The sequence below is a fragment of the Bacillus sp. GW821-FHT01G09 genome, assembly GCF_059422205.1.
Genome location: NZ_JBWKWL010000004.1, coordinates 184,349 through 205,192 on the forward strand (window position 1 = coordinate 184,349; position 20,844 = coordinate 205,192).

At 42.6% G+C, this 20,844-nt stretch carries 25 protein-coding genes and 1 other RNA gene; 8 read left to right on the forward strand and 18 right to left on the reverse strand.

Annotation, left to right across the window (positions count from 1 at the left end):
* Positions 1-36: 36 nt before the first annotated feature.
* A complete protein-coding gene (kdgR, locus tag AC07VD_RS14440) occupies positions 37-1,056 on the reverse strand; it encodes a pectin utilization transcriptional regulator KdgR (RefSeq protein ID WP_015383935.1) in 1,020 nt (339 codons plus the stop codon).
* 221 nt (positions 1,057-1,277) lie between these two features.
* Between kdgR and kduI the strand changes: the two genes are divergently transcribed.
* Positions 1,278-2,105 (forward strand): 5-dehydro-4-deoxy-D-glucuronate isomerase, encoded by an 828-nt coding sequence (kduI, locus tag AC07VD_RS14445; protein ID WP_130572497.1) that lies wholly within the window; start codon positions 1,278-1,280, stop codon positions 2,103-2,105.
* 1 nt (position 2,106) lies between these two features.
* Positions 2,107-2,871 (forward strand): 2-dehydro-3-deoxy-D-gluconate 5-dehydrogenase KduD, encoded by a 765-nt coding sequence (gene kduD, locus AC07VD_RS14450; RefSeq protein WP_130572498.1) that lies wholly within the window; start codon positions 2,107-2,109, stop codon positions 2,869-2,871.
* Between the two features lie 41 nt (positions 2,872-2,912).
* Here kduD and AC07VD_RS14455 read toward each other — a convergent pair whose 3' ends face one another.
* Positions 2,913-4,838, reverse strand: coding sequence for an ATP-dependent DNA helicase (locus tag AC07VD_RS14455; RefSeq protein ID WP_216998863.1), 1,926 nt, complete (start codon positions 4,836-4,838; stop codon positions 2,913-2,915).
* A gap of 102 nt (positions 4,839-4,940) precedes the next feature.
* The gene (locus tag AC07VD_RS14460) at positions 4,941-5,132 is read right to left on the reverse strand and encodes a hypothetical protein (RefSeq protein WP_003246090.1); all 192 of its coding nucleotides are present in this window, start codon (positions 5,130-5,132) and stop codon (positions 4,941-4,943) included.
* 163 nt (positions 5,133-5,295) lie between these two features.
* Here AC07VD_RS14460 and AC07VD_RS14465 point away from each other — a divergent pair, with 163 nt between their 5' ends.
* Complete coding sequence (locus AC07VD_RS14465; RefSeq protein WP_010327933.1) at positions 5,296-5,448, forward strand: YpzG family protein; 153 nt, start codon at positions 5,296-5,298, stop codon at positions 5,446-5,448.
* Between the two features lie 52 nt (positions 5,449-5,500).
* Here the strand turns inward: AC07VD_RS14465 and AC07VD_RS14470 are convergent, their stop codons facing one another.
* The 9 genes from AC07VD_RS14470 to AC07VD_RS14510 form a co-directional block, all read right to left on the reverse strand.
* Positions 5,501-6,658: a THUMP domain-containing class I SAM-dependent RNA methyltransferase gene (locus AC07VD_RS14470; RefSeq protein ID WP_009967571.1), complete on the reverse strand. Its 1,158-nt coding sequence runs from the start codon at positions 6,656-6,658 to the stop codon at positions 5,501-5,503.
* A gap of 100 nt (positions 6,659-6,758) precedes the next feature.
* Positions 6,759-7,139, reverse strand: an RNA gene (gene rnpB / locus AC07VD_RS14475) — RNase P RNA component class B.
* Between the two features lie 65 nt (positions 7,140-7,204).
* The gene (gpsB, locus tag AC07VD_RS14480) at positions 7,205-7,501 is read right to left on the reverse strand and encodes a cell division regulator GpsB (protein ID WP_003225629.1); all 297 of its coding nucleotides are present in this window, start codon (positions 7,499-7,501) and stop codon (positions 7,205-7,207) included.
* A 75-nt stretch (positions 7,502-7,576) separates the two neighbouring features.
* Positions 7,577-8,122, reverse strand: a complete 546-nt coding sequence (locus AC07VD_RS14485) for an SLOG family protein (protein ID WP_169072847.1) — start codon at positions 8,120-8,122, stop codon at positions 7,577-7,579.
* 88 nt (positions 8,123-8,210) lie between these two features.
* Positions 8,211-8,438 carry a spore coat protein CotD gene (cotD, locus tag AC07VD_RS14490; RefSeq protein ID WP_010886551.1) on the reverse strand — a complete coding sequence of 76 codons (228 nt, stop codon included), beginning with the start codon at positions 8,436-8,438 and terminating at the stop codon, positions 8,211-8,213.
* Between the two features lie 83 nt (positions 8,439-8,521).
* The gene (locus AC07VD_RS14495) at positions 8,522-8,650 is read right to left on the reverse strand and encodes a hypothetical protein (protein WP_003230707.1); all 129 of its coding nucleotides are present in this window, start codon (positions 8,648-8,650) and stop codon (positions 8,522-8,524) included.
* Positions 8,651-8,750: 100 nt separating this feature from the next.
* Entirely contained in the window at positions 8,751-9,992 is a 1,242-nt protein-coding gene (gene mrfB, locus AC07VD_RS14500) for a metal-dependent exonucleaseMrfB (protein WP_128737976.1), read from the reverse strand.
* A gap of 15 nt (positions 9,993-10,007) precedes the next feature.
* Positions 10,008-12,257, reverse strand: coding sequence for an ATP-dependent helicase MrfA (gene mrfA / locus AC07VD_RS14505; RefSeq protein WP_494721825.1), 2,250 nt, complete (start codon positions 12,255-12,257; stop codon positions 10,008-10,010).
* Between the two features lie 102 nt (positions 12,258-12,359).
* Entirely contained in the window at positions 12,360-12,866 is a 507-nt protein-coding gene (locus AC07VD_RS14510) for a PTS sugar transporter subunit IIA (protein ID WP_015483368.1), read from the reverse strand.
* Positions 12,867-13,003: 137 nt separating this feature from the next.
* Between AC07VD_RS14510 and AC07VD_RS14515 the strand changes: the two genes are divergently transcribed.
* Entirely contained in the window at positions 13,004-13,423 is a 420-nt protein-coding gene (locus AC07VD_RS14515; protein ID WP_004398640.1) for an Hsp20/alpha crystallin family protein, read from the forward strand.
* Between the two features lie 20 nt (positions 13,424-13,443).
* Here the strand turns inward: AC07VD_RS14515 and AC07VD_RS14520 are convergent, their stop codons facing one another.
* Positions 13,444-13,821, reverse strand: coding sequence for a YppG family protein (locus AC07VD_RS14520; protein WP_014477159.1), 378 nt, complete (start codon positions 13,819-13,821; stop codon positions 13,444-13,446).
* A 187-nt stretch (positions 13,822-14,008) separates the two neighbouring features.
* On the opposite strand from AC07VD_RS14520, the gene AC07VD_RS14525 reads away from it, so the two are divergent.
* Positions 14,009-14,197, forward strand: coding sequence for a YppF family protein (locus AC07VD_RS14525; RefSeq protein ID WP_003230690.1), 189 nt, complete (start codon positions 14,009-14,011; stop codon positions 14,195-14,197).
* Between the two features lie 38 nt (positions 14,198-14,235).
* Here the strand turns inward: AC07VD_RS14525 and AC07VD_RS14530 are convergent, their stop codons facing one another.
* Both AC07VD_RS14530 and AC07VD_RS14535 read right to left on the reverse strand, forming a co-directional pair.
* Entirely contained in the window at positions 14,236-14,607 is a 372-nt protein-coding gene (locus AC07VD_RS14530; RefSeq protein WP_063335219.1) for a YppE family protein, read from the reverse strand.
* A gap of 45 nt (positions 14,608-14,652) precedes the next feature.
* Positions 14,653-14,898: a YppD family protein gene (locus AC07VD_RS14535; RefSeq protein ID WP_004398488.1), complete on the reverse strand. Its 246-nt coding sequence runs from the start codon at positions 14,896-14,898 to the stop codon at positions 14,653-14,655.
* Between the two features lie 198 nt (positions 14,899-15,096).
* Between AC07VD_RS14535 and sspM the strand changes: the two genes are divergently transcribed.
* A complete protein-coding gene (sspM, locus tag AC07VD_RS14540) occupies positions 15,097-15,201 on the forward strand; it encodes an acid-soluble spore protein SspM (protein ID WP_003225606.1) in 105 nt (34 codons plus the stop codon).
* Between the two features lie 24 nt (positions 15,202-15,225).
* Here sspM and AC07VD_RS14545 read toward each other — a convergent pair whose 3' ends face one another.
* Positions 15,226-16,188 carry a DUF2515 domain-containing protein gene (locus AC07VD_RS14545; protein ID WP_217018369.1) on the reverse strand — a complete coding sequence of 321 codons (963 nt, stop codon included), beginning with the start codon at positions 16,186-16,188 and terminating at the stop codon, positions 15,226-15,228.
* Positions 16,189-16,228: 40 nt separating this feature from the next.
* Between AC07VD_RS14545 and recU the strand changes: the two genes are divergently transcribed.
* Together recU and AC07VD_RS14555 are read left to right on the forward strand one after the other, a co-directional pair.
* Complete coding sequence (recU, locus tag AC07VD_RS14550) at positions 16,229-16,849, forward strand: Holliday junction resolvase RecU (RefSeq protein ID WP_024571847.1); 621 nt, start codon at positions 16,229-16,231, stop codon at positions 16,847-16,849.
* A gap of 21 nt (positions 16,850-16,870) precedes the next feature.
* Positions 16,871-19,609, forward strand: a complete 2,739-nt coding sequence (locus AC07VD_RS14555) for a PBP1A family penicillin-binding protein (RefSeq protein ID WP_217018368.1) — start codon at positions 16,871-16,873, stop codon at positions 19,607-19,609.
* 76 nt (positions 19,610-19,685) lie between these two features.
* On the opposite strand, the gene AC07VD_RS14560 is transcribed toward AC07VD_RS14555, so the two are convergent.
* Together AC07VD_RS14560 and nth are read right to left on the reverse strand one after the other, a co-directional pair.
* Entirely contained in the window at positions 19,686-20,180 is a 495-nt protein-coding gene (locus AC07VD_RS14560; RefSeq protein WP_024571845.1) for a YpoC family protein, read from the reverse strand.
* A complete protein-coding gene (nth, locus tag AC07VD_RS14565) occupies positions 20,177-20,836 on the reverse strand; it encodes an endonuclease III (RefSeq protein ID WP_009967580.1) in 660 nt (219 codons plus the stop codon). Before nth ends, AC07VD_RS14560 begins: the two co-directional genes overlap by 4 nt.
* Between the last annotated feature and the right edge of the window lie 8 nt (positions 20,837-20,844).

Sequence of the window (20,844 nt, forward strand, 5' to 3'; positions counted from 1 at the left end):
TCTTCCCAACCTCCTCTTAGTTGAGGGCACCTAAGATTAAAGTGACTTTCTCATGATGACTTTTGCCTCTAATTCAATGGTTTGAGGCGCTCCTTTGTCACCTTCAATCCTTTTTAATACACGTTCCATCGCCGTCCTGCCCATATCATGTGACGGCTGGGCGATCGTTGTAATGCCTGGACCGATCAGTTTGTACCACTCCGTATCATCGAATCCTGCAATCCCTATATCTTGAGGGATGCGCAGGCCAAGCTCTTCCATACAGCTGATGATTTTCAGCATAATCAAGCCATTCAAAGCCAGAATCGCTTTTTTTTGCTCCGGCATTTCCTTGTGAAAAGAACGAAGCGCCGCCTTAAGCTGCTCCTTGTCTTTTACGTCAATTTCATGCAATCTGACAAGCCCGTTCACATTTTGAACCGAAGCCATTTCCTGATACACAGCTGCTCTTTCTGCACGAGGGCTGATAGAGGAAATCGGTTCGGTAAACAGCGCGACATCAGTATACCCTTTGCTGTAAACCTTCTGAAGAATCTCTTTTGTGATCCATCTGTTGTCAGTCGTTACGGTATCCAGTTTCAGATCCGGCAGTTTCCGGTCAATTAAGATTGTTGGAATTTGCTGTTCAGCAAAAGCGCGGAGTACATCCTTGTTTTCCCCTGTTGCGTTTAAAATCAAGCCCTCAACCGAATGGGCTTCTAGCTTTAAGAGCATTTCCCGCTCTTTTTCAGGACTGTTATCTGTGTTGCACACCATAATGCTGTATCCATATTGATCACAAACCTCTTCGACTCCCCTGAAAGCAGCGACCGAAAAAGGATTTGTAATGTCAGCTACAACAAATCCGATTAACTTGCTTTTTTTTATTTTCAAACCTTGTGCCATTTTACTCGGCCGATAATTCAATTCTGCGATTGCCTTTTTAATGTTTTTCACTTTTTCAGGAGAAATCGCGTCAATTTTTCCGTTAATATAGCGGGAAACTGTCGATTTCGAAACTCCTGCACATTCAGCTACGTCTTTGATGGTTGTATGGCCTGTTGTTTTCTTTTTCATTCAAGTGCTCCTGTATCTCATATATTTGAAACCGATTTCAAAACCGTTACAACAAAAGAATACCATAATTTTAAAATTTGGGAAGAGTTTTTTTAATAATGTGTCAATTCATTATTTTTTCGTTGACTCTTTTCACTATTTATCCTAAAATTTTCTTTGAAACCGTTACCAAAATATTTTCATTCAAGTGATGCTGAAATCCTAACCAAGGGGGAAATATAATGGAAAATCGTTATTCTGTACATCCTGAACAAGTAAAACGCTTTACAACAGAGGAGCTTCGCAGTCATTTCTTAATGGATTCTTTATTTACAGAAAACAAACTTACGATGTATTACTCACATGAAGACCGGGTTGTCATCGGCGGAGCGGCTCCAGGGCAAAGTGAACTGAAGCTTGATGCAGGTGATTTTCTAAAAACAGACTTCTTTTTGGAACGGCGTGAAATCGGGATTATTAATGTCGGCCAGCCTGGCGCTGTCAGGGTTGGCGATGATGAATATGTGCTTCAAACAAAGGATTTTCTCTATATTGGAATGGGCAATCAGGATGTATCGTTTTCAAGCCTGAACGGGGAAAAAGCGAAGTTTTACTTCGTCTCCGCTTGCGCCCACAAAAGCTATCCGACACAAAAAGCCGCCCTATCTGAACTGACACCGGACCGCCTTGGTGATGATGCAGCGTCTAATGTCAGAAGTCTGTACAAAGTCATTCATCAGGATGGCATTAAAAGCTGTCAGCTGATGATGGGAATAACGATGTTAGATCAAAACAACAACTGGAATACCATGCCAGCACACGTTCATGACCGTCGGATGGAGGCTTATCTTTATCTGGATCTTGAAAAGGACTCAAAGGTATTTCATTTCATGGGCCAGCCGGACGAAACACGCCATCTTGTTGTTGGAAATGAGCAGGCTGTCCTTTCTCCCGCCTGGTCTATTCATTCTGGCGCAGGAACATCAAACTATAGCTTTGTATGGGCGATGGCTGGAGAAAATTACACATTTACGGACATGGATCTCGTTCCGATGGATGGGCTGAAATAAGATGGGTTATCTACATGACGCCTTTTCATTAAAAGGAAAAACAGCGCTGGTGACAGGCCCGGGAACAGGGATCGGTCAAGGAATAGCCAAAGCCCTAGCCGGGGCTGGCGCTGATATTATCGGCACATCACATACAAGCAGTCTGTCTGAAACACAGCAGCTTGTGGAACAGGAAGGCCGGATATTTACATCTTTTACATTGGACATGAGCAAGCCGGAAGCGGTAAAGGATTCTGCAGCTGAGCTGTTTGAAAACAGGCAGATCGACATCCTTGTCAATAATGCCGGCATTATTCATCGGGAAAAAGCGGAAGATTTTCCAGAAGAGAACTGGCAGCACGTACTGAATGTCAATCTAAACAGCCTGTTTATTCTGACACAGCTTGCTGGCAGGCACATGCTGAAAAGAGGTCATGGAAAGATTATTAATATTGCCTCTCTCCTGTCTTTTCAAGGCGGCATCCTCGTTCCGGCTTACACCGCGAGCAAACACGCTGTAGCCGGTTTGACAAAATCATTTGCAAATGAGTGGGCAGCGTCAGGTATTCAGGTCAACGCAATCGCCCCAGGCTATATTTCTACTGCGAATACAAAGCCTATTCGGGATGACGAAAAGCGAAATGAGGACATTTTAAAGAGAATTCCTGCCGGCCGCTGGGGCCAAGCGGATGATATCGGGGGGACTGCAGTCTTTTTGGCATCACGTGCTTCAGATTATGTAAATGGACATATTTTAGCAGTTGATGGCGGCTGGCTATCCCGCTGACAAATAAAAAAAGCTGACGAACGATCGTCAGCTTTTTTCCATTACATCATGTGCGGTTCAACAGGCAAGACCTTTTTGACCTCATCAATGATGCGTTCATTTTCTCCGCCAGCGTAAATGTGAATCGAGCCGCTGTCTTGATTCGAGCGAATCAGGCGCCCGATGCCCTGCCGTACACGTAACAACATATATGGCAGATCAACTTCTTCGAACGGATCTTTTTTCGCTCCGTTGCGCTTCGCTGTAAATACAGGATCGTGTGGCGGGAACGGCAATGACCAAATGGTAACATTCTTCAATGCGTCACCGGGAATGTCGAGTCCTTCCCATAAGTGAACTGAACAAAGTACTGTTTCCTCTTCCTCTTGGAATTTCTCTACTAAGCTGCTGATTTCCTCATCACCTTCAAAGAAAATTGGATACGGCAGCTCCCATGCCGCCGACAGCTCTTTAAACTCGTTTAATTCTTCAAAAGAAGGGAAAAGCACCAGCGTTCTTCCTTTGTAACGTTTGATTGTTTCAATCGTTTCAGCCGTTTTTTGTTCAGCGGCCATATCTGTTTTTGCGTATAGATTAATACTCATTTGCTTGTCATAATCATAAGGGGAATCAACAGTTAATGACAAATAATCATGAATCCCAAGACTGTCGGCAATATAATCAAACGAACCGCCTTCTGACAGCGTAGCAGAAGAAAAGATATAAGGAATTTTCTTAGAAAACACTTTTTCGCCAAGTACTTCTGCTACCGTTCTCGGCATCACGACAAAAGTTGATTCTGCTTCCTTTTTCTCCAGCCAGCTGATCGCATCCTTTTGATATAGAGATAATGAATACGCCATTTGTTCAACATATTCTTCCACTACTGACAGCTCGTATTGATCAATCGTATACATTTCAGACTCAAATACAAGTGCCTCACCGATTTTATCAAGTAAACGGCAAAGCTCGTCCGCCGCCTTTTTGACACGCTGGTCATTTTTTATTTCTAAACGGTGTGAACCGGCTACTTCCTTTGATTCTTCAGAAAGAACATAGAAAAATTCGTCGTTTGCGAGAAGCGCATCTTCAATCAATTCTGCAAACTCTTCTCTGATGTCATTTTGCAGCAATCGTTCTAAAAACAATTCAAGAGTAGACTGCTTCACTCTATAGGTTAGCGCTTTTTGCGCAGCAAACTCTAACAAATGCCCCTCATCAAATACAACTGCACTATGATCAGGCAAGAGCGGCAGCTGGCCCTCTCGTTTGCGTGATTCTTCCGTCCACACATGCTCCATATAAAAATCATGGGAACAAATGATTAAGTCCGTTGACTTGCGGTAGTAATCTCTGGAAAGCGTCAGACCGCATCTGTGTCTCATATCACAAGTCAGACAGTCCTGAAACGAGTCGTAGCTTACGTCAGACCACTCTTCATTCGATAGATTTGCGTACTGCTTACGGTCGCCATACGGATAAAAGCGCTGCATTGCCTGTGACTCGTGGACAAATGACGGTAACGACTCATAAAGATCCAGCCATTTATCATCATCAGAACGCTGCATTGTTTTTTCAAGCTTCTTCAAGCATAAATATTGCTCATGCGATTTTGACAGCCTTGTATCAATTTTCAGATCAAGATGCTCAGCCAGCTTAGAAATATCGCCCTCTTTTTTCACCAGCTGTTCAATTAATGTTTCATCTGCACAAGCGATGATGGCGGGTTTGCCGACATATCTTGCATAGCTGATTGCAAAAAGAAGATAAACCAGCGTTTTCCCCGTTCCCACTCCAGCTTCGGCGAACATGACTTTTTTCTCTTTAAACGCCCGCTCCAGCTGAAAAGCCATAAATACTTGCTCATCCCGAAGATCAAACCCTTTTTCGGGAAGGATATCGTAAAACACGTCACCAATCCAATTGTTCAATTCTTCATAAAAATTCTTTGTTTTCGTTAAAGAAAAAGGCAAACGTGATGTTGTCACCTAGTTCCAACCCCCAACTATTCGACATTCAGACCACCAATAATATCATTTTCCGCTGATGAATACAATAAAAAAACTTGGCAATGCCAAGTTTTTTGCAGTTTACTTACGATTGATCACATGCGACGATAAAAAAGGATGGTCTGTTGAATAAATATGTTCTACCGCTTTTTCTAAATCAGTTTGCGCATGCGAAATCACAGACGGAGACGAATCAGTCCCGAGCTCCTTCAGCTCGTTTGCTGTTGCGTCAAGCGCCCTTTGAATAAGATTAAAATGTTCGCTGTTCAGCATGAGATCACCTCTGATGGAAATAATCATCATTGTATGCGAACTTTTCATTTTATATACATGCTTTACCGCATGTTATCACCGAAACATGCACAAACTACACTTGATATTCCGTCTCCGGATTATCCGTCTTATCAACAATATTCTATCAGGGAGTGATGTTGACATGAGTTATAGAAACCGATTAGATCAGCATTCTGAACTGTTTCATCACAATTGGACGCGGCCTAAACGTTCTAAGTCTCAAGTAAACGGTCACACTGAAATGTCCCAAACCAACATTATATTGAGAAGCAACGCGAAAGCTCACCGTTGGTAACGATAGAATAGGGCTGAAAGATGAAAGAAGACGCATGCAGAGCGTCTTCTTTTTATGCGTTTTCTGTTTTCTTGCGCTGCGGTCTTACTTTTGACCAGTATTGATAATAATCCGTTTTAATAAACCCGTTAAAGAGTTTTCGTTTCTTCGTTGCTTTTCTGCCATATGCTTCCTCAAAGTTTTCATTTGATGTCAGCATATACACAGACCAAGTATCAAGCGGCTCGAACGCCTGCCCCATTTCTTTGTACATCTGTTCAACGGCTTTTTTCTCGCCGAGACGCTCTCCATATGGCGGGTTGCCAACAATTACGCCAAACTCCAGATTTGTGGTAAAGTCTTTGACCTGCATCTGTTTGAACTGGATTAGATCTCCCAGTCCTGCTTCCTCTGCATTTTCTTTTGCGATTTGAACCATGCGGTGGTCTATGTCGCTAGCGAAAATTGTAAGCGGCTGATCATAATTTGCCTTTTCTTCGACTTCAAGCCGCGCTTTGTTCCACAGATCTTTACCGATCCATTCCCAATCCTCTGATACAAAATCGCGGTTGAATCCCGGGGCGATGTTTTGGCCGATTAACGCCGCTTCTATCGCGATTGTTCCGGAGCCGCAGAAAGGATCAACAAACGGGCGGTCAGGCGTCCAATTGGTTAATTGCACCAAAGCGGCAGCAAGTGTTTCTTTAATCGGCGCACCGCCCTGATCGACACGGTATCCTCGTTTGTGAAGGCCCGTCCCTGATGAGTCCAGTGTAATCAAAGCCTGATCTTTCAATAAAGATATTTCCACTTTATACTCAGCACCTGTTTCTTCAATCCAATCATTGGCTTTGCCGGACTGCAGCTTGAGCTTTTCGACAATTGCTTTTTTGACGATCCGCTGACAGTCGGGAACGCTTGCAAGTGTTGATTTTACCGATTTTCCGATGACAGGGAATTTCCCGTTTTCAGGTATAAACGAGCGCCAGTTAATCGCTTTCGTTTTTTCAAACAGTTCATCAAATGTTTTCGCTTTAAAAGAAGCAACCTGAACCTTTATGCGGTCGGCTGTTCTAAGCCAAAGGTTCGCACGGCAGATGGCAAGTGCATCACCTTCAAAAATAACTTTCCCGTTATCAACCTTGCATTCGTATCCTAAATCTCGTACTTCCTTTGCGACAACAGCTTCAATGCCCATCGGCGCCGTTGCAATTAGTGTATACTTCTTCATCGTATCACCCTGTCTTTTAAAACTTTTCTCTTTTCAAGATAAAAGCTCTCCTTATACGGGAGAGCTTGTTTTCATCATTTTAAATGTAAGTGGTCTAACGTTCTGTAAGCCATGTTTTGTTCCGTCGTACTGCAAACGGCTCATCACCTCGTACTCAGGCGGCAATCATCTATCTACAGAAAGCATTCTGTCCTTCTCTCCGTTGAATTCCGTTAAGAAGGTTCCCCTACCAAAATTTGGGTTTCTCGCTCGAGGGGTTTACCGCGTTCCACTCTCACCATTTCTAGTGAGACTTCGTCACTGTGGCACTTTCAAGGATACTCAGCCATATCCGAAGACGTAGGCTTTTTTCCTGCCGTCAGCCTCTAAAGACTGCCCTAGCTTATGACTTCGCTAGGCACGAACACTACGGGCATCTCAGCACCGTGCGAGCATGGACTTTCCTCTACAGATTCAAGATCTGCAGCGATTACCCGAACGTTAAGAACATGAATTATTATATAACAACTGATTACAATTTACAAGCGCCATTTTTTTCAAGCGTGATCAATCATAAAGCTTGCTGCCAAAAACGTGTTTTTCTAAGTTAGACAGCCGTTTTAAAATATCAAAGTTTGTTGTGTTAGATTGCACAGGCTGTTTTTTGCTGGCTTCTTCAAGCTGTTTTTTCAGCTGCAGATTTTCCTGCTGCAGTTCTTCAATTTCTTGATGGAAGGTTTCATAATCCTTAATAATCATATCTAAAAATTTGTCAACGTCTTCTTGCTTGTAGCCTCTAACGCCTGTTTTAAATTCTTTTTCCAAAATTTCTTTCGCAGAAAGCTTTACTTTATCAGCAAGCATCTTTTTCACCTCGTATCGTGAATCATCACATATATTTTTTCAGAAATCTGTACGGTTGTCAAATTTCTCTTATTGCTATGAGTAGCTGTCTTCCTCTACTGTCACTCTCAAGTCATCCATTGTAATAAAGTAGATGGGATAGCCATCCTGTTCGCGCCTTTTTTCCGCTGTCCCAAGCATATACTTAGGGGAGCCTTCCTTTTCCGGGTCATATAAAAGCAGAAGCCCGTCGGACTTATCAATGAAGAACTGATTTTTTTGTTTGAATTGAAGCGGGCTTTCATAAGGACGGTGAGTCAGGCTTGCTTCATAGTCTGCCTGAGCCAGAACTGCTTCATACTGTTCCTTATTCGGTTCTTTCCAGTTCTTTTCCTGCTCGTAAAATGGTGTGATGACAGCTACCTTTAAGTCAGGGTATTCTTCCTGCAAATCATATGCAGCTTCTGCCGCCCACAGCTCTGCTCCAAGCTGGCCCGAAATTAAAATCCATTCTAATCCTTCATCCAAAAAAGCAATCAGCCGGTTCTTAATGGCTTTTTTTATGTAATACAGCGCCTTGTCATCCTGCTTAAATATCCCGAGTTCAAACGGTTTATAGCCCGTTATTGCCAATACTTTCATCATTTCACCTGCTTTAAAAAATGGGGCTCCCGTGGGCCCCATTTGTTGTCCTGCATTGTTTACACCATCAAGCTGCACGTTTTCCATACTAGTAGTCGCAGCAAGGTTTTCCTGCTTGAAAATGCTGATGCGTAGCCGGGTCAACATTTGAGAAAGTGTGTGGAAAGTAGTGAACGTGCTGAAAATGCTGGTGGTTTACGTTTGTTGTATGCTGTGGGTGAATGTGCGGCACGATAGTCTTCGAAAACGTATGGTGTTCACAGCAATGAGTAGGATGGACAATTGGCGCCATCATATGCGGTCTGCAGTGATGCATGATAAAATCCCCTTTCCATAAACTTTATTACAATACTAAGCTATGAAAAATAAGGGGTACATGTTCTGATGCAAAGACCTATTTTAAAAGTGTGCAATTAAGCTGTCTTTAAAGTTTGAAAACACAAAAGCAATCAAAAATACCACAACAAAGAACAAGTAAAAAACACCCTTATACATACCAACTCTCCCTTTAAAAATAACTAACGTCATTTTACAGGATTCGCCGCTATTCTACAACAAAATCAATGTGAATTCAGCAAAAAAAATTCATGGCGAAACAAGTCGTCTTTTGCGCTTTCCCGGGGAATATTCAAGAGGAATATTTCCTCTTTAGCCGGGCAATTCTCACATGCAGTTTTTCAGTTTCTTTCTCTGATAAGCATGCCGCATCGCTAAGCAATTGCTCTGCTATTTGCAATGCTTTTCCGAATTCTTTTTTCTTATGCTCAAAATATTTCGCGAGCTCTATTACAGCAGCGTATCTGCACTTCTGGTTATGCGAGCGGGACAGCTTTTCCCAAAGCGGCACTGCTTCTTCCAAGCGGTTTTGTTTTTTGTACAGAAGCGATAAATCCAGCTGTGCACTGTCCTGGTCCTCAAACGATTTTTCTATAAGCCTTTCCAACTGCTTGATCGCTTGGTCCGTTTCTTTATGAGCCATAAACCATTTCGCCATAGCATAGGCTTCACTGTGTTCTTTTGGCGCATGTGATTCTGAAAGGATTTTTTTAGACATATGGATGTACAATGAAATGAGCGATAACACATCCATTTCATTATGATGCAGGACACCTTTTAAAAGATCCGGCTCTTGCGCCTTTATAAAATGAAAGTAAAGCATTGGCGCCAAGTAGCCCGGTGTGTCTTCTAGTCTGCGGATGCCGAGCTCCTCTTTTTCAACCGTGCCAAGAGATACGCGGTCCATTTTGTGTTTCCACAGGCGTCTAGCTCCATGCAAAAGATCAAAGTGGCCAAACTCCGGAAGCTTCGGAAGTCTGTCACGGATCAAGGTGTGCCTTGTTTTCACCTGCGGCCAATCAAAGGCTTTGCCGTTGTAGGTCACAAGTGATGTAATGTCAACCTCGCTTAAAAAGCTTTGGTACAAGGCGACTTCGTTCCCCGGTTTGGGCAAAAGATGCTGTTTGACTGTCACTCGGTCTTCATATACTCTCGCATGCCCAAGCAAAAAAATGGTATTCCCAGCTCCACCCCCAAGACCGGTTGTTTCTGTATCAAAGAAAAAGAGGTTGTTTTTGTTATACCCTTTTGCTGACAATGTATGCGACAGGCCGCTTTGATTCCACAGTGTGATCACTTCCTCAAGCTCAGAAAAGCTGTATAACCCATGGCGGTGAGAAAGCGGATATTCCACTTCTCTGATAAGGCAGTATTCATCTTCGAAGATGAAAGGCTTCATGCCAAAAGCCTCCCACTCTTCTAAAAACGGGATGTCATCAAAGTGGTTTTCTTGTTTGCCTGCTTCTATTTTTTGTTCTCCTTCATCGAGCACCATGTGCTTTTTCATCCGCTGGAGTTTCCCTTTTAATGACATATCCGGCCCCCCTCCTTACGACATTTGATCCAACAGCTGCAAAATTCTTTTCTTTGCTTTTATCCCTTCTATTTCCGTACCTATACAAGACGGACAGCCGTCATGACAAGGACAATGTGTAATCAGTTGTTTCGCCGCTTCATTAATGTCTGAAAAACGTTTAAAGACTTCCTCCGCCAAACCGATACCGCCCGGATAATGATCATATAAAAATATGGTTGGCAATCCGGTATGGGCTGCTTTAATTTGAGAAACTACATGAACATCATTTCGATCACACATGATATACACAGGGACAATATGCTGCAGCACATTCGAGATGCCAAGAAGCAGCTGTTCCAGTGTCTTTTCCCCGATGTCTTCATCCGCTGTTTTGATTTCGAGCCAAGCTGCACTTGTATGCAGTTCTTCTTCCGGCAAATGAATAGGTCCAGACCCAATATTTTCAAAAGTGGTCATTTTTATTTTTTTAAAAATGGTCGGCAGGGCATTGACAGTGACGTCTCCGTAGTGCAATGACGTACGGCTTTTTTCTTTCGTTTTATCGATTTCTAATACCTTCAGCTGAACTGCCAGGTTTGCATCCGTATAATATTCGACATCGACTTTTCTGACATACGCCTTTTTATGGTCCCAATCGAGCTTCTCAACTTGATACTGAACACCTTCATGCAAATAAATTGCTTCATCATGTAAAAGCGTCATCGCGCTAAAACGGTCCATTTCACCGATAATCCTTACATTTGCAATATCCGACTGATCAACTATAACGACATTTTCCTGGGAGGCGGAACGCAAACTGATGTTTGAAGCAGGGAACGACTCACTTGCCCAATGGTACCGTTCGCCGTTGCGGTGAAGAACAGCCTCTTCCTGAAGATACTCAAGAATATCACTGACTTCTATGGCTCCAAATTCTTCATCAGCTCTAAAAGGAAGCTCATAAGCCGCACACTTTAAGTGGTCTACTAAAATAATCAAATTCTCCGGATTGATTCTTGCAGATTCCGGCGAACGATTAAAGAAATATTCAGGATGCCGCACAATATATTGGTCAATCGGTGTTGAATTGGCTACCATGATAATCAAAGATTCACCGTGTCTTCTGCCGGCCCGTCCCGCCTGCTGCCAAGCACTTGCAACACTTCCGGGATACCCCGTCATTACACACACTTGCAGCTGGCCGATATCAACACCAAGCTCTAAGGCATTCGTACTGACCACTCCTAAAATGTCGCCTTCTCTCAGGCCTCTTTCGATTTCTCTTCTCTCTTTCGGCAGATAGCCTCCCCGATAGCCTCTGATTGATTTTGTTCCAATCTCTTTTTTCACAAGCTCCTGGATATGGCTTAAAATAATTTCCACCCGAACTCTGCTTCTGGCAAAAACAATGGTCTGCACTTTGTTTTTAAGGAACTCTTTCGCCAGTTCATTCACTTCTGCGGTTGCGCTCCTTCTAATATTCAGCGGTTTGTTCACAATTGGCGGATTGTAAAACACAAAATGCTTGCGTCCGCTCGGTGCGCCGTTGTCATCGACCAGCCGCATCGGTTTGCCTGTCAGCTGCTCTCCCAATTCCTTTGGGTTGGCAATCGTTGCGGAAGTACAAATAAAAACTGGATCACTTCCATAAAACCGGCAGATCCGCTTCAGCCGCCGGATCACATTTGCCACATGGCTGCCGAACACACCTCGATACGTATGAAGCTCATCGATGACGATATACTTAAGGTTTTCAAACAAGCTGACCCATTTCGTATGATGCGGTAGAATGGCAGAATGCAGCATATCGGGGTTTGTAATGACAATATGACCTGCTTTTCTCACCTTTTGTCTGATTGCCGGAGACGTATCCCCGTCATATGTAAAGCTTTTAATATCAATGCCCATTTCATCAATAATTTCATTTAGCTCGCTCTTTTGGTCTTGTGCCAGCGCTTTAGTCGGAAATAAATATAACGCCCGGTTTGTTTCATCTTGGGCGATGGACTGCAGGACTGGGAGGTTGTAGCATAACGTTTTTCCTGATGCTGTTGGCGTTACGGTAACGATGCTTTCTCCTTTTTGCACATATTGAAAAGCGGAATATTGGTGAGTATATAGTTCATCAATGCCCCTTTTCGAAAGGGCCGCTTTGATTCTCTCGTCTATACTTTCGGGCATAGGCCTTGTTTTTGCTTCCCGAGGCTCAATTTCATGCCAATTCACAACGTTTTCATTTCCTTTTAAATCAGAAATGAGTTCAGTCAGTGATTTCTTTTTCATTCTTTACACCTCTTTGTCAAGTACAGTTTACCGAATATTTGTTTGCATGGCTAGGTGCAAATTTTATACAGTTGAATAAAAAAAGCAAGGCATACGCCCTGCTTATTTCGCTTTTATTGTAAGGAGCTTTGATTCGCCTTTACGAGCAGCCTTTTCGCCTGCCGGCACAATTGACCCTACAGCCTCACCATTCATTATAACGATTGGGATGACTGTGCTGCTCGCTTTTTCTTTTATTAATTCCAAATCACATGTAATCAGCGGGTCACCGACCTTCACTTTATCCCCTTCTTTAATGTGGGCAGTAAATCCTTCTCCGTTCATATTGACTGTCTCCAGCCCGACATGAATTAACAGCTCAATTCCCGAGCGAGTCCGAATGCCAACGGCGTGTTTGGTGTGGAAAATCTGAATGACTTCACCTTCAGCGGGAGAAACGATTTCACCGCTAGAAGGTTCCACCGCTATTCCTTCTCCCATCATTTTCTGTGAAAAAACAGGGTCCGGCACATCTGACAGGTCCATTACTGTACCGTCTGCCGGAGAATAAATAACCTCTTCTGTCACCTTTTCCTGAGTTTTGCCCATTCCGAATAATTTTTTCAGCAATGTATTTTCTCCCTTCTCATTCACTTCAACCGTTATCCCTTCATTCACCACTATTTAACCACACTTTCAATTTTGCTTCAATTTATAACAACATCTGGCATAGACGCATAATCTGGTTAAAAAAGGCGGTGGCGAAATTGGAATTCCATGATGACAAAAAGAACGAACTGCAAAAGAAAGAAGAAATCATAACGGAGGCAATCGACACTCTTTTTCAATCCTCAGCGTTCGGCAACCTTATAAACGGATTTCAGAACCTGATCAACTCGAGTTTAAAGGATGTGCAGACGACCATACATGTCAGAGAAAGAGATACTGGGCTGTATATCGATATTACCATTCCGGCGACGTTTCGAGATGGCGAGATCGTCGTTGATGTTAAATCGAGGTATCTCCATGTAACACTCCAAGAAAAACAGAAACACCAAAATGAGGCTACCTTTACAAGCATGACAAGAACAGTTCAGCTGCCTTATGAAGTTCGCCAAGAAGATATGGAAACGTCTTGGAACGAGCAGACAATGACACTTTTCTTTCCAAAAAATAAGCATGAATGAACGATTCATTCATGCTTCTATCATTTAAAAAAGCTGGTAAATCCCTTTATTAAAGATCCGACCTGATTCATTGCACTCATTACTTGACCTGTCGTATCCATCATTTTATTAAAATCAAATTGCCCATTGGCTTTTTTGAACTGCGACATAATGCTTTGAAATTGCGAAGGCTGCTGTTGATTAGGCCTTGGGATAGGATAAGGGTTAGAAAATACAGGCGGCTGCATAGGCATAGGCTGGATCGGAGCATAGGGCTGATAATAATCCTGCTGTCCATAATGCTGCTGAGGCAGTTGTTGCTCTAAATAACCGGGTGCAGCCTGCTGATAATATCCTTGCATTTGCTGAGGATAATAATAGCCCATTTGCCGAGGATAGCTTCGAGAGCTCCTGTTCATTGCGATTCCCCCCTAAACACAACATATTTCTCTTCTATATATGTATGAATGACTTCTATTGTTTGTGTCACAAGTGATGATTAGCATTTGTCAAATTGTGTCGAAAGTTTAAATTTTTTAAAAACAGAAAAAAGTCGAATCATTATGGTACCATATTTTCAATACAGATGAGAGGGGATGCACCATAATGAACGTATCATACTTAAGCAAACGTTTTGCAGAAATGAAGAAATATGAAACAGACTGTATGAATAAACTGATGGACTTTGCCAAGTTCCTCTATATTCAAGGACATCTCAGCATAACTGAGTTTCGTAACAGTATGAAGGTTCTCGAAGCAAATGGAGCAGAAAGCCCGGCATATGAGATGAATTAACGTCCGGCCCCCTATAAAAACGAAAAGAAGACAGCCTTTTACCGGCTGTCTTCTCTTGCAATTTCATCCTTTACTGCGTGCAATGTATAAAGGACTGATTCAGTGATGTCCTTGAACCGTTTTTTATGAATATGATGAACATATGATTGAAGGACCAATTCCAGGAAATTATCCTTTACGGTCTCAATTTGCTCTTTATGCACATATTTTGGCCGGCGGGCTTTTATCAATTCAAGAGCACCCTCTGCCCAGCGAGCCGCCAGTTCATCATTCTCTTCAACTGCAGGCTTTATCGTCTCAAAAAAATCATAAGAATGATTACTGTTTTTTCCTTCCTGATACCGATCAGCGCCTTTTTCAGCAACTTCAATCATTTGCTCGGTCATTTCCAGCAATGTTTGTGATAGCAATACCTTTCACCTCAATGCTTATCGTACCAAATTTCACTCACAAATTCAGCCGATGCGGTATACCTTCTCAAACGCATACCTGTGTTCAGGCGATTGATACAGCTCATTTATACAAATATGAAGATCTATGATTTCTTCTTCAAGCACACTTAGGCGATCGTTTTCCGTTTCCCGCATCTCAGCCTCTAATGCATTTACAGAATGATTCAGGCTTTGCTCAGCTCGCGTTAATTCATCTTCTATATCAGAAAGCATACGGAGAATATCTGTCTTGCATACATAACCGGACATTCGTGTACCTCCCTTTCCTTGTCTCTCCCGGTTAAAATTCTTTGCTCTCCAGGCTCTTTCCTTCCTCATGACAAAACTAGAAGCAAATCGCCAAACAAACAGGTATTCCACGAAAAGCTGAAGTTTTCGACAAAAACACCCGCAAAAATTGTATGATCCTCCTCCTTAATGCAAACGATACTTGTGAGGAGGTGCCGTATGAAAACAAGACCGAAAAAAGCCGGCCAGCAAAAAAAGACTGAATCAAAGGCAATCGATTCTTTAGATAAAAAATTAGGCGGCCCGAACCGCCCTTCTACGTAAGAAGCAAGGAATTTCCTTGCTTCTTTATTTTTTTAGCCACTGCTCCACCGCAAAAAGCGCATGAAGCTGGCGCTTTTTATGTAAATACCAGTCTGTCAATTCAATCTGCTTCGGCAATTCCTCGCGCCTAAAGAACGTTTTCTTTATCTTTCCATGAAACCAATCTGTTTTCGTTCCGTCTAATGAGTGGATTAACTCAGGGTAGCATGTCCTTAGCATAGGAGATGTTCTTTTTGTAATCCCGATCATCTTTTCCATATCAAAACGGGAACCTGTGTGCGGCACTGTGTGCAAAAAGTGATAAAAAGAGGAGAACAATTCTGGCTTGAACAGCAATTGAGACAGCTGCTTTCCCAGCCTTATCCTTTCCTCCGCCTTTGAAAAGCGTTTCACTGAAATGCCGTAAAGAAACCCATTTGAGGAAGGAAAAATAACGGTGTTAAAATGAAACCAGTCACTTAAATAAAAAGGAATCGTGTCAAAAACATTCTTTTTAAACGAAGGATTTTGTATAATAGGTGTTTGGATAGTGTTTTGTTCATTTATAATGAGGGCATACATTAGCCGCTCCGTATTTCGCTCATGCCAAAAACGGGTCCATTCTTCCGACATAAATTGTGAGACGCCAAACACATGCAGAAGATGAAACAGCGGTTTCCCAACTCTTTTTGACCAGTGGTATAGTAGAAGCTGCGGATAGGCATCCGAAAAAATAAGCCAGTTCGCTCTTTCATAGGCTAAAAAGAACCATTTTTGCTGTCTCTCACGAAGTCCAAGCTGAAACAGACTGCCTTTTAAGTCAGTCATTGACCAGCCGGCATTACGAGAAACGAAAGAAGCCAAAAGCGACCATTTGATTTCCGGATGACGGTCGTAAAATGCTTTATAAGCATTTGTTCTTGAAATGTTATCCGCGTTTTTTATTTTTGTCTGCCGCTCAATCCGGCTCAGAAGCTTTATGATGGTCTGTTGTTCTTGCACGTTCATTCACTTCCGTCATGATTAGTTTAATAAGGAGGATGAGAAAGTGATTCGGTATCCTAACGGAAAAACATTTCAGCCGAAACATTCGGTTTCATCCCAAAACAGTCAGAAAAGGTCCCCGTCTTACAGTAATCGCGGAATGACCCTCGAAGATGACTTAAACGAAACGAATAAGTATTATCTGACAAACCAAATTGCCGTTATACACAAAAAGCCGACACCTGTTCAAATTGTAAATGTCCATTATCCAAAAAGAAGTGCCGCAGTGATTAAAGAAGCTTACTTTAAACAATCATCGACAACAGACTACAATGGGATTTACAAAGGGCGGTATATTGATTTTGAGGCGAAAGAAACGAAAAACAAGACCTCTTTCCCCCTGCAGAATTTTCATGACCATCAAATCGAGCATATGAAGCAGGTAAAGGCTCAAGACGGTATTTGTTTTGTTATTATATCCGCTTTCGACCAGGTTTATTTTTTGGAGGCCGATAAGCTGTTTTATTTCTGGGACAGAAAAGAAAAAAACGGCAGAAAATCAATTCGAAAAGATGAGTTGGAAGAAACAGCTTATCCGATTTCTCTTGGATACGCACCCAGAATTGATTATATTAGTATTATTGAACAGCTTTATTTTTCGCCATCATCTGGTGCGAAAGGTTGATTAACGAAAGGTTGAGATGTTATGTCAGATCAATTTAACAGCCGTGAAGCTCGACGAAAAGCGAACAGCAAGTCGAGTCCTTCACCGAAAAAAGGCAAGAAACGAAAAAAGGGCGGATTGTTTAAAAAGACCCTTTTCACTTTACTCATTCTGTTTGTTTTAGGCGTAGTCGGCGGTGCTGTTACATTTGCCGTCATGGTTTCTGATGCGCCGTCCCTTGATGAAAGCAAATTGAAGACGCCTTATTCATCAACGATTTATGATAAAAATGGAAAAGAGATCGCCGAAGTCGGCGCCGAAAAACGGACCTACGTCTCGATAGATGAAATTCCCGATGTTGTAAAAGAAGCCTTTATCGCGACAGAAGACGCCCGTTTTTATGAGCACCACGGGATTGACCCTGTCCGTATCGGCGGTGCTTTAGTTGCCAACTTTAAAGACGGCTTCGGGGCTGAAGGCGGAAGTACGATCACCCAGCAGGTCGTCAAAAACTCCCTTCTTTCACATCAGAAGACGTTGAAACGGAAGGTGCAGGAAGTATGGCTTTCGATTCAGCTGGAGCGCAATTACTCTAAAGATGAAATTTTAGAAATGTATTTAAACCGGATTTATTTTTCTCCTAGAGCATACGGAATTGGAAAAGCGGCGGAAGAATTTTTCGGCGTTACAGATTTAAGCAAATTGACTGTCGAACAGGCTGCCACACTGGCAGGCATGCCGCAGAGCCCAACAGCGTATAACCCGGTTAAAAATCCGGATAAAGCGGAAAAAAGACGGAACATCGTCCTCAGTCTGATGAAAAAACAAGGATTTATTTCTGATTCTCAATATAACAAAGCGAAAAAAGTGGCAGTGAAAGACGAAGGCGTCGTGTCACAGAAGGAATATGAAAAAGCAAGTACAAACAAATACAGCGCATTTGTTGAAGAGGTTATGAAGGAAATTGATGAAAAATCTGATGTCGATCCATCTGCTGACGGATTAAAGATCTATACGACATTAGATACAAAAGCACAAGATAAACTAGATGAATTAATGGACGGAGACACCGTCGGATTTACTGAAGGCATGCAGGGCGGCGTTACCCTTCTCGATACAAAAACCGGAGAAGTACGGGCGATTGGTGCGGGACGCAATCAGCCTGTCGGAGGCTTTAACTATGCTACTCAAACTAAGGCACAGCCTGGTTCGACCATAAAACCGATTTTGGACTACGGACCAGTTATTGAAAATAAGAAATGGTCCACATACGAACAAATTGATGACTCAGCTTATACGTATTCTAACGGAAAACCGATTCGTGATTGGGACCGCAAATATCTAGGGCCTATCTCAATGCGTTACGCTCTGGCCCAATCAAGAAATATACCTGCTTTAAAAGCATTCCAGGCAGTCGGTAAAGATACTGCTGTAGACTTTGCAAATGGACTCGGGCTTGGTTTAACAAAAGATAATGTAACAGAGGCCTATTCTATTGGTGGTTTCGGTGGGAACGATGGTGTTTCTCCTCTGACAATGGCAGGTGCATACAGCGCGTTTGGAAATAACGGAACGTATAATGAACCGCATTTTGTAAAATCTATCGAATTTAACGATGGCACGAAGCTTGACTTAACACCAAAATCAAAATCAGCCATGAGTGATTATACTGCGTTTATGATTACAGATATGCTGAAAACAGCTGTGAAGACAGGTACTGGACAGCTTGCACAAGTACCTGGTGTAGAAGTTGCAGGAAAAACAGGAACGACTAACTTTGATGATAATGAAGTCAAAAGGTACAATATCGCTAGCGGTGGCGCCCGAGATTCTTGGTTCGTTGGCTACACACCGCAATATACAGCTGCCGTCTGGACGGGAATGGGAGAAAACGAGGCTGGAAAGAAATCACTTTCAGCTGAAGAGCAAAAAGTTGCAAAGCGCATCTTCGCCCAGCTCATCGCCGATGTCGATGACGGAAGCGGATCATTTGAGAAGCCTGACAGCGTAGTGGAAGCCTCTGTAGAAAAAGGCTCAAACCCTGCAAAACTGGCAGGGCCAAATACGCCAAGCGATAAGAAGCTCACAGAGTACTTTGTTAAAGGCACAGCTCCTTCTACTGTTTCTAAAACATATGAGAAAGAAGAAAAAGAGGAAACAGCTAAACTGTCTGGTTTAAACGTGAAATACGATAAAGACAATCAATCTTTAACGTTAAGCTGGAATTACGACGGAGATGCGACCTTTGCTGTTAAGCAATCTGTTGACGGCGGCAGCTACTCGGAAATTCAAAACAGCTCTGCAAAAGAGGCAGTCATTTCGGGTGTGCAGCCAGGATCTGTGTACAAATTCGAAGTAACAGCCGTCAGTGATGATGGCAAAAGTACAGCTTCCACATCCTTTGCGGTGCCAAAAGCTGAAGACGATGAAGATAAAAAAGACCAGCAACAAACGGATGATGAAAAACAAGATGATGAGAAGACTCAGGATGATACACAAACTGATGATTCTCAAAAAGATGACGGTCAGACGGATCAAGATCAGACAGATGATTCAACAAACGATCAAGACAAAAAACAAGACAATACGAACACCAATCCGTCCGACAACAATAACCAAGACCAATCAAACGATAACGACAACAGTAACAACCAGGATACGTCGGATGGTGATTCGAACTCTGGTAAGAATGATTCAACAGGTTCTGACACGAATAAAAATAAAACAGACACATCTAATAAAACACAAACAAACTCATCATCCATTGAAAAAACAAATTAAACAAAAAAGCCGTCACCTTTGGGGTGATGGCTTTTTTGGTACACAATAAAAAAACCTCCCGTTTTAAGAGGAGGTTTTATCGATTCATCGCATGATATTTATAAAAATGCTTTTTCATTTCGGTAATCAGCTCATCAAGCTGAATAAAGCAATGGTATTGGGTCGGCTTAAGAAGAATAAATTCCACTCGTTCAGCCCAATTAATCGGCTTTGCGGGATATGATTTCTCCCTCAGTTCTTGCCAATCGAGCGATTTCACCGGCTCACCTGCTGTCCAATGTAACGAAGCCAGCAAACACACAATGCCCTTTAACATTTCGTTTTGGTCACATCTCGATTTTCGTGTTTGAAAGACTGGGAGAAGTGATGCTTTGATGTCATCCCACACTTCAAATAAAAGCGGAACGTATTTCCCGCTGTCCTCCCATGGCAAATCGCCTTGTAATTCCGTGCAGAAATCAAAATACACGGGATTGGTCTGCAAGGTTTTCTTCATATCCGAGGAACTCTTCTGGCCAAGACTGCGCAAGTATTGCTCATAGGAAGACAACACTTCTTTTGCTTGCGTCATCGTTTCACCAGTCCTTTTTTATCTCTCTTCTGCCCTTCTCTGCACAAAGAAAGCAGCGGACACTCCGCACAGCGCGGAGATTGGGCTTTACAGTGATATCTGCCGAAGAAAATAAGCCGGTGATGCGTAACGGACCAGTCTTCTTTGGGAACCTTGCGCATCAGCGTCTTTTCAACTTCCAGAACCGAGTCCTTCCACCGGCAAATGCCCAATCGTTTGCTGACTCTCTCCACATGGGTATCTACGGCTATGGCCGGCACGCCAAACGCAACGGATACCACTACGTTTGCGGTCTTTCTCCCGACCCCTGGCAGTTTGACAAGCTCATCGCGGTCTCTCGGCACTTCTCCGCCGTAATCTTCAATAATCATTTTACTCAGCTTTTGAATATTTTTCGCTTTATTACGATATAAACCGATTGATTTAATATCCTGCTGAAGCTCTTCCAGCGGAACAGCCAAATAGTCTTCCGGCCGTTTGTATTTTTGGAATAATGTTTTGGTCACTCTGTTTACAAGTGCATCTGTACATTGCGCAGATAAAGCAACAGCCACCACTAATTCAAAAGGATTGGAATGAACCAGTTCACACTCCGCATGAGGAAACATGTCACCTATCTTGTCTAAACAGAATTCAATTTGTTTTAGATTTAACACGATTGTCA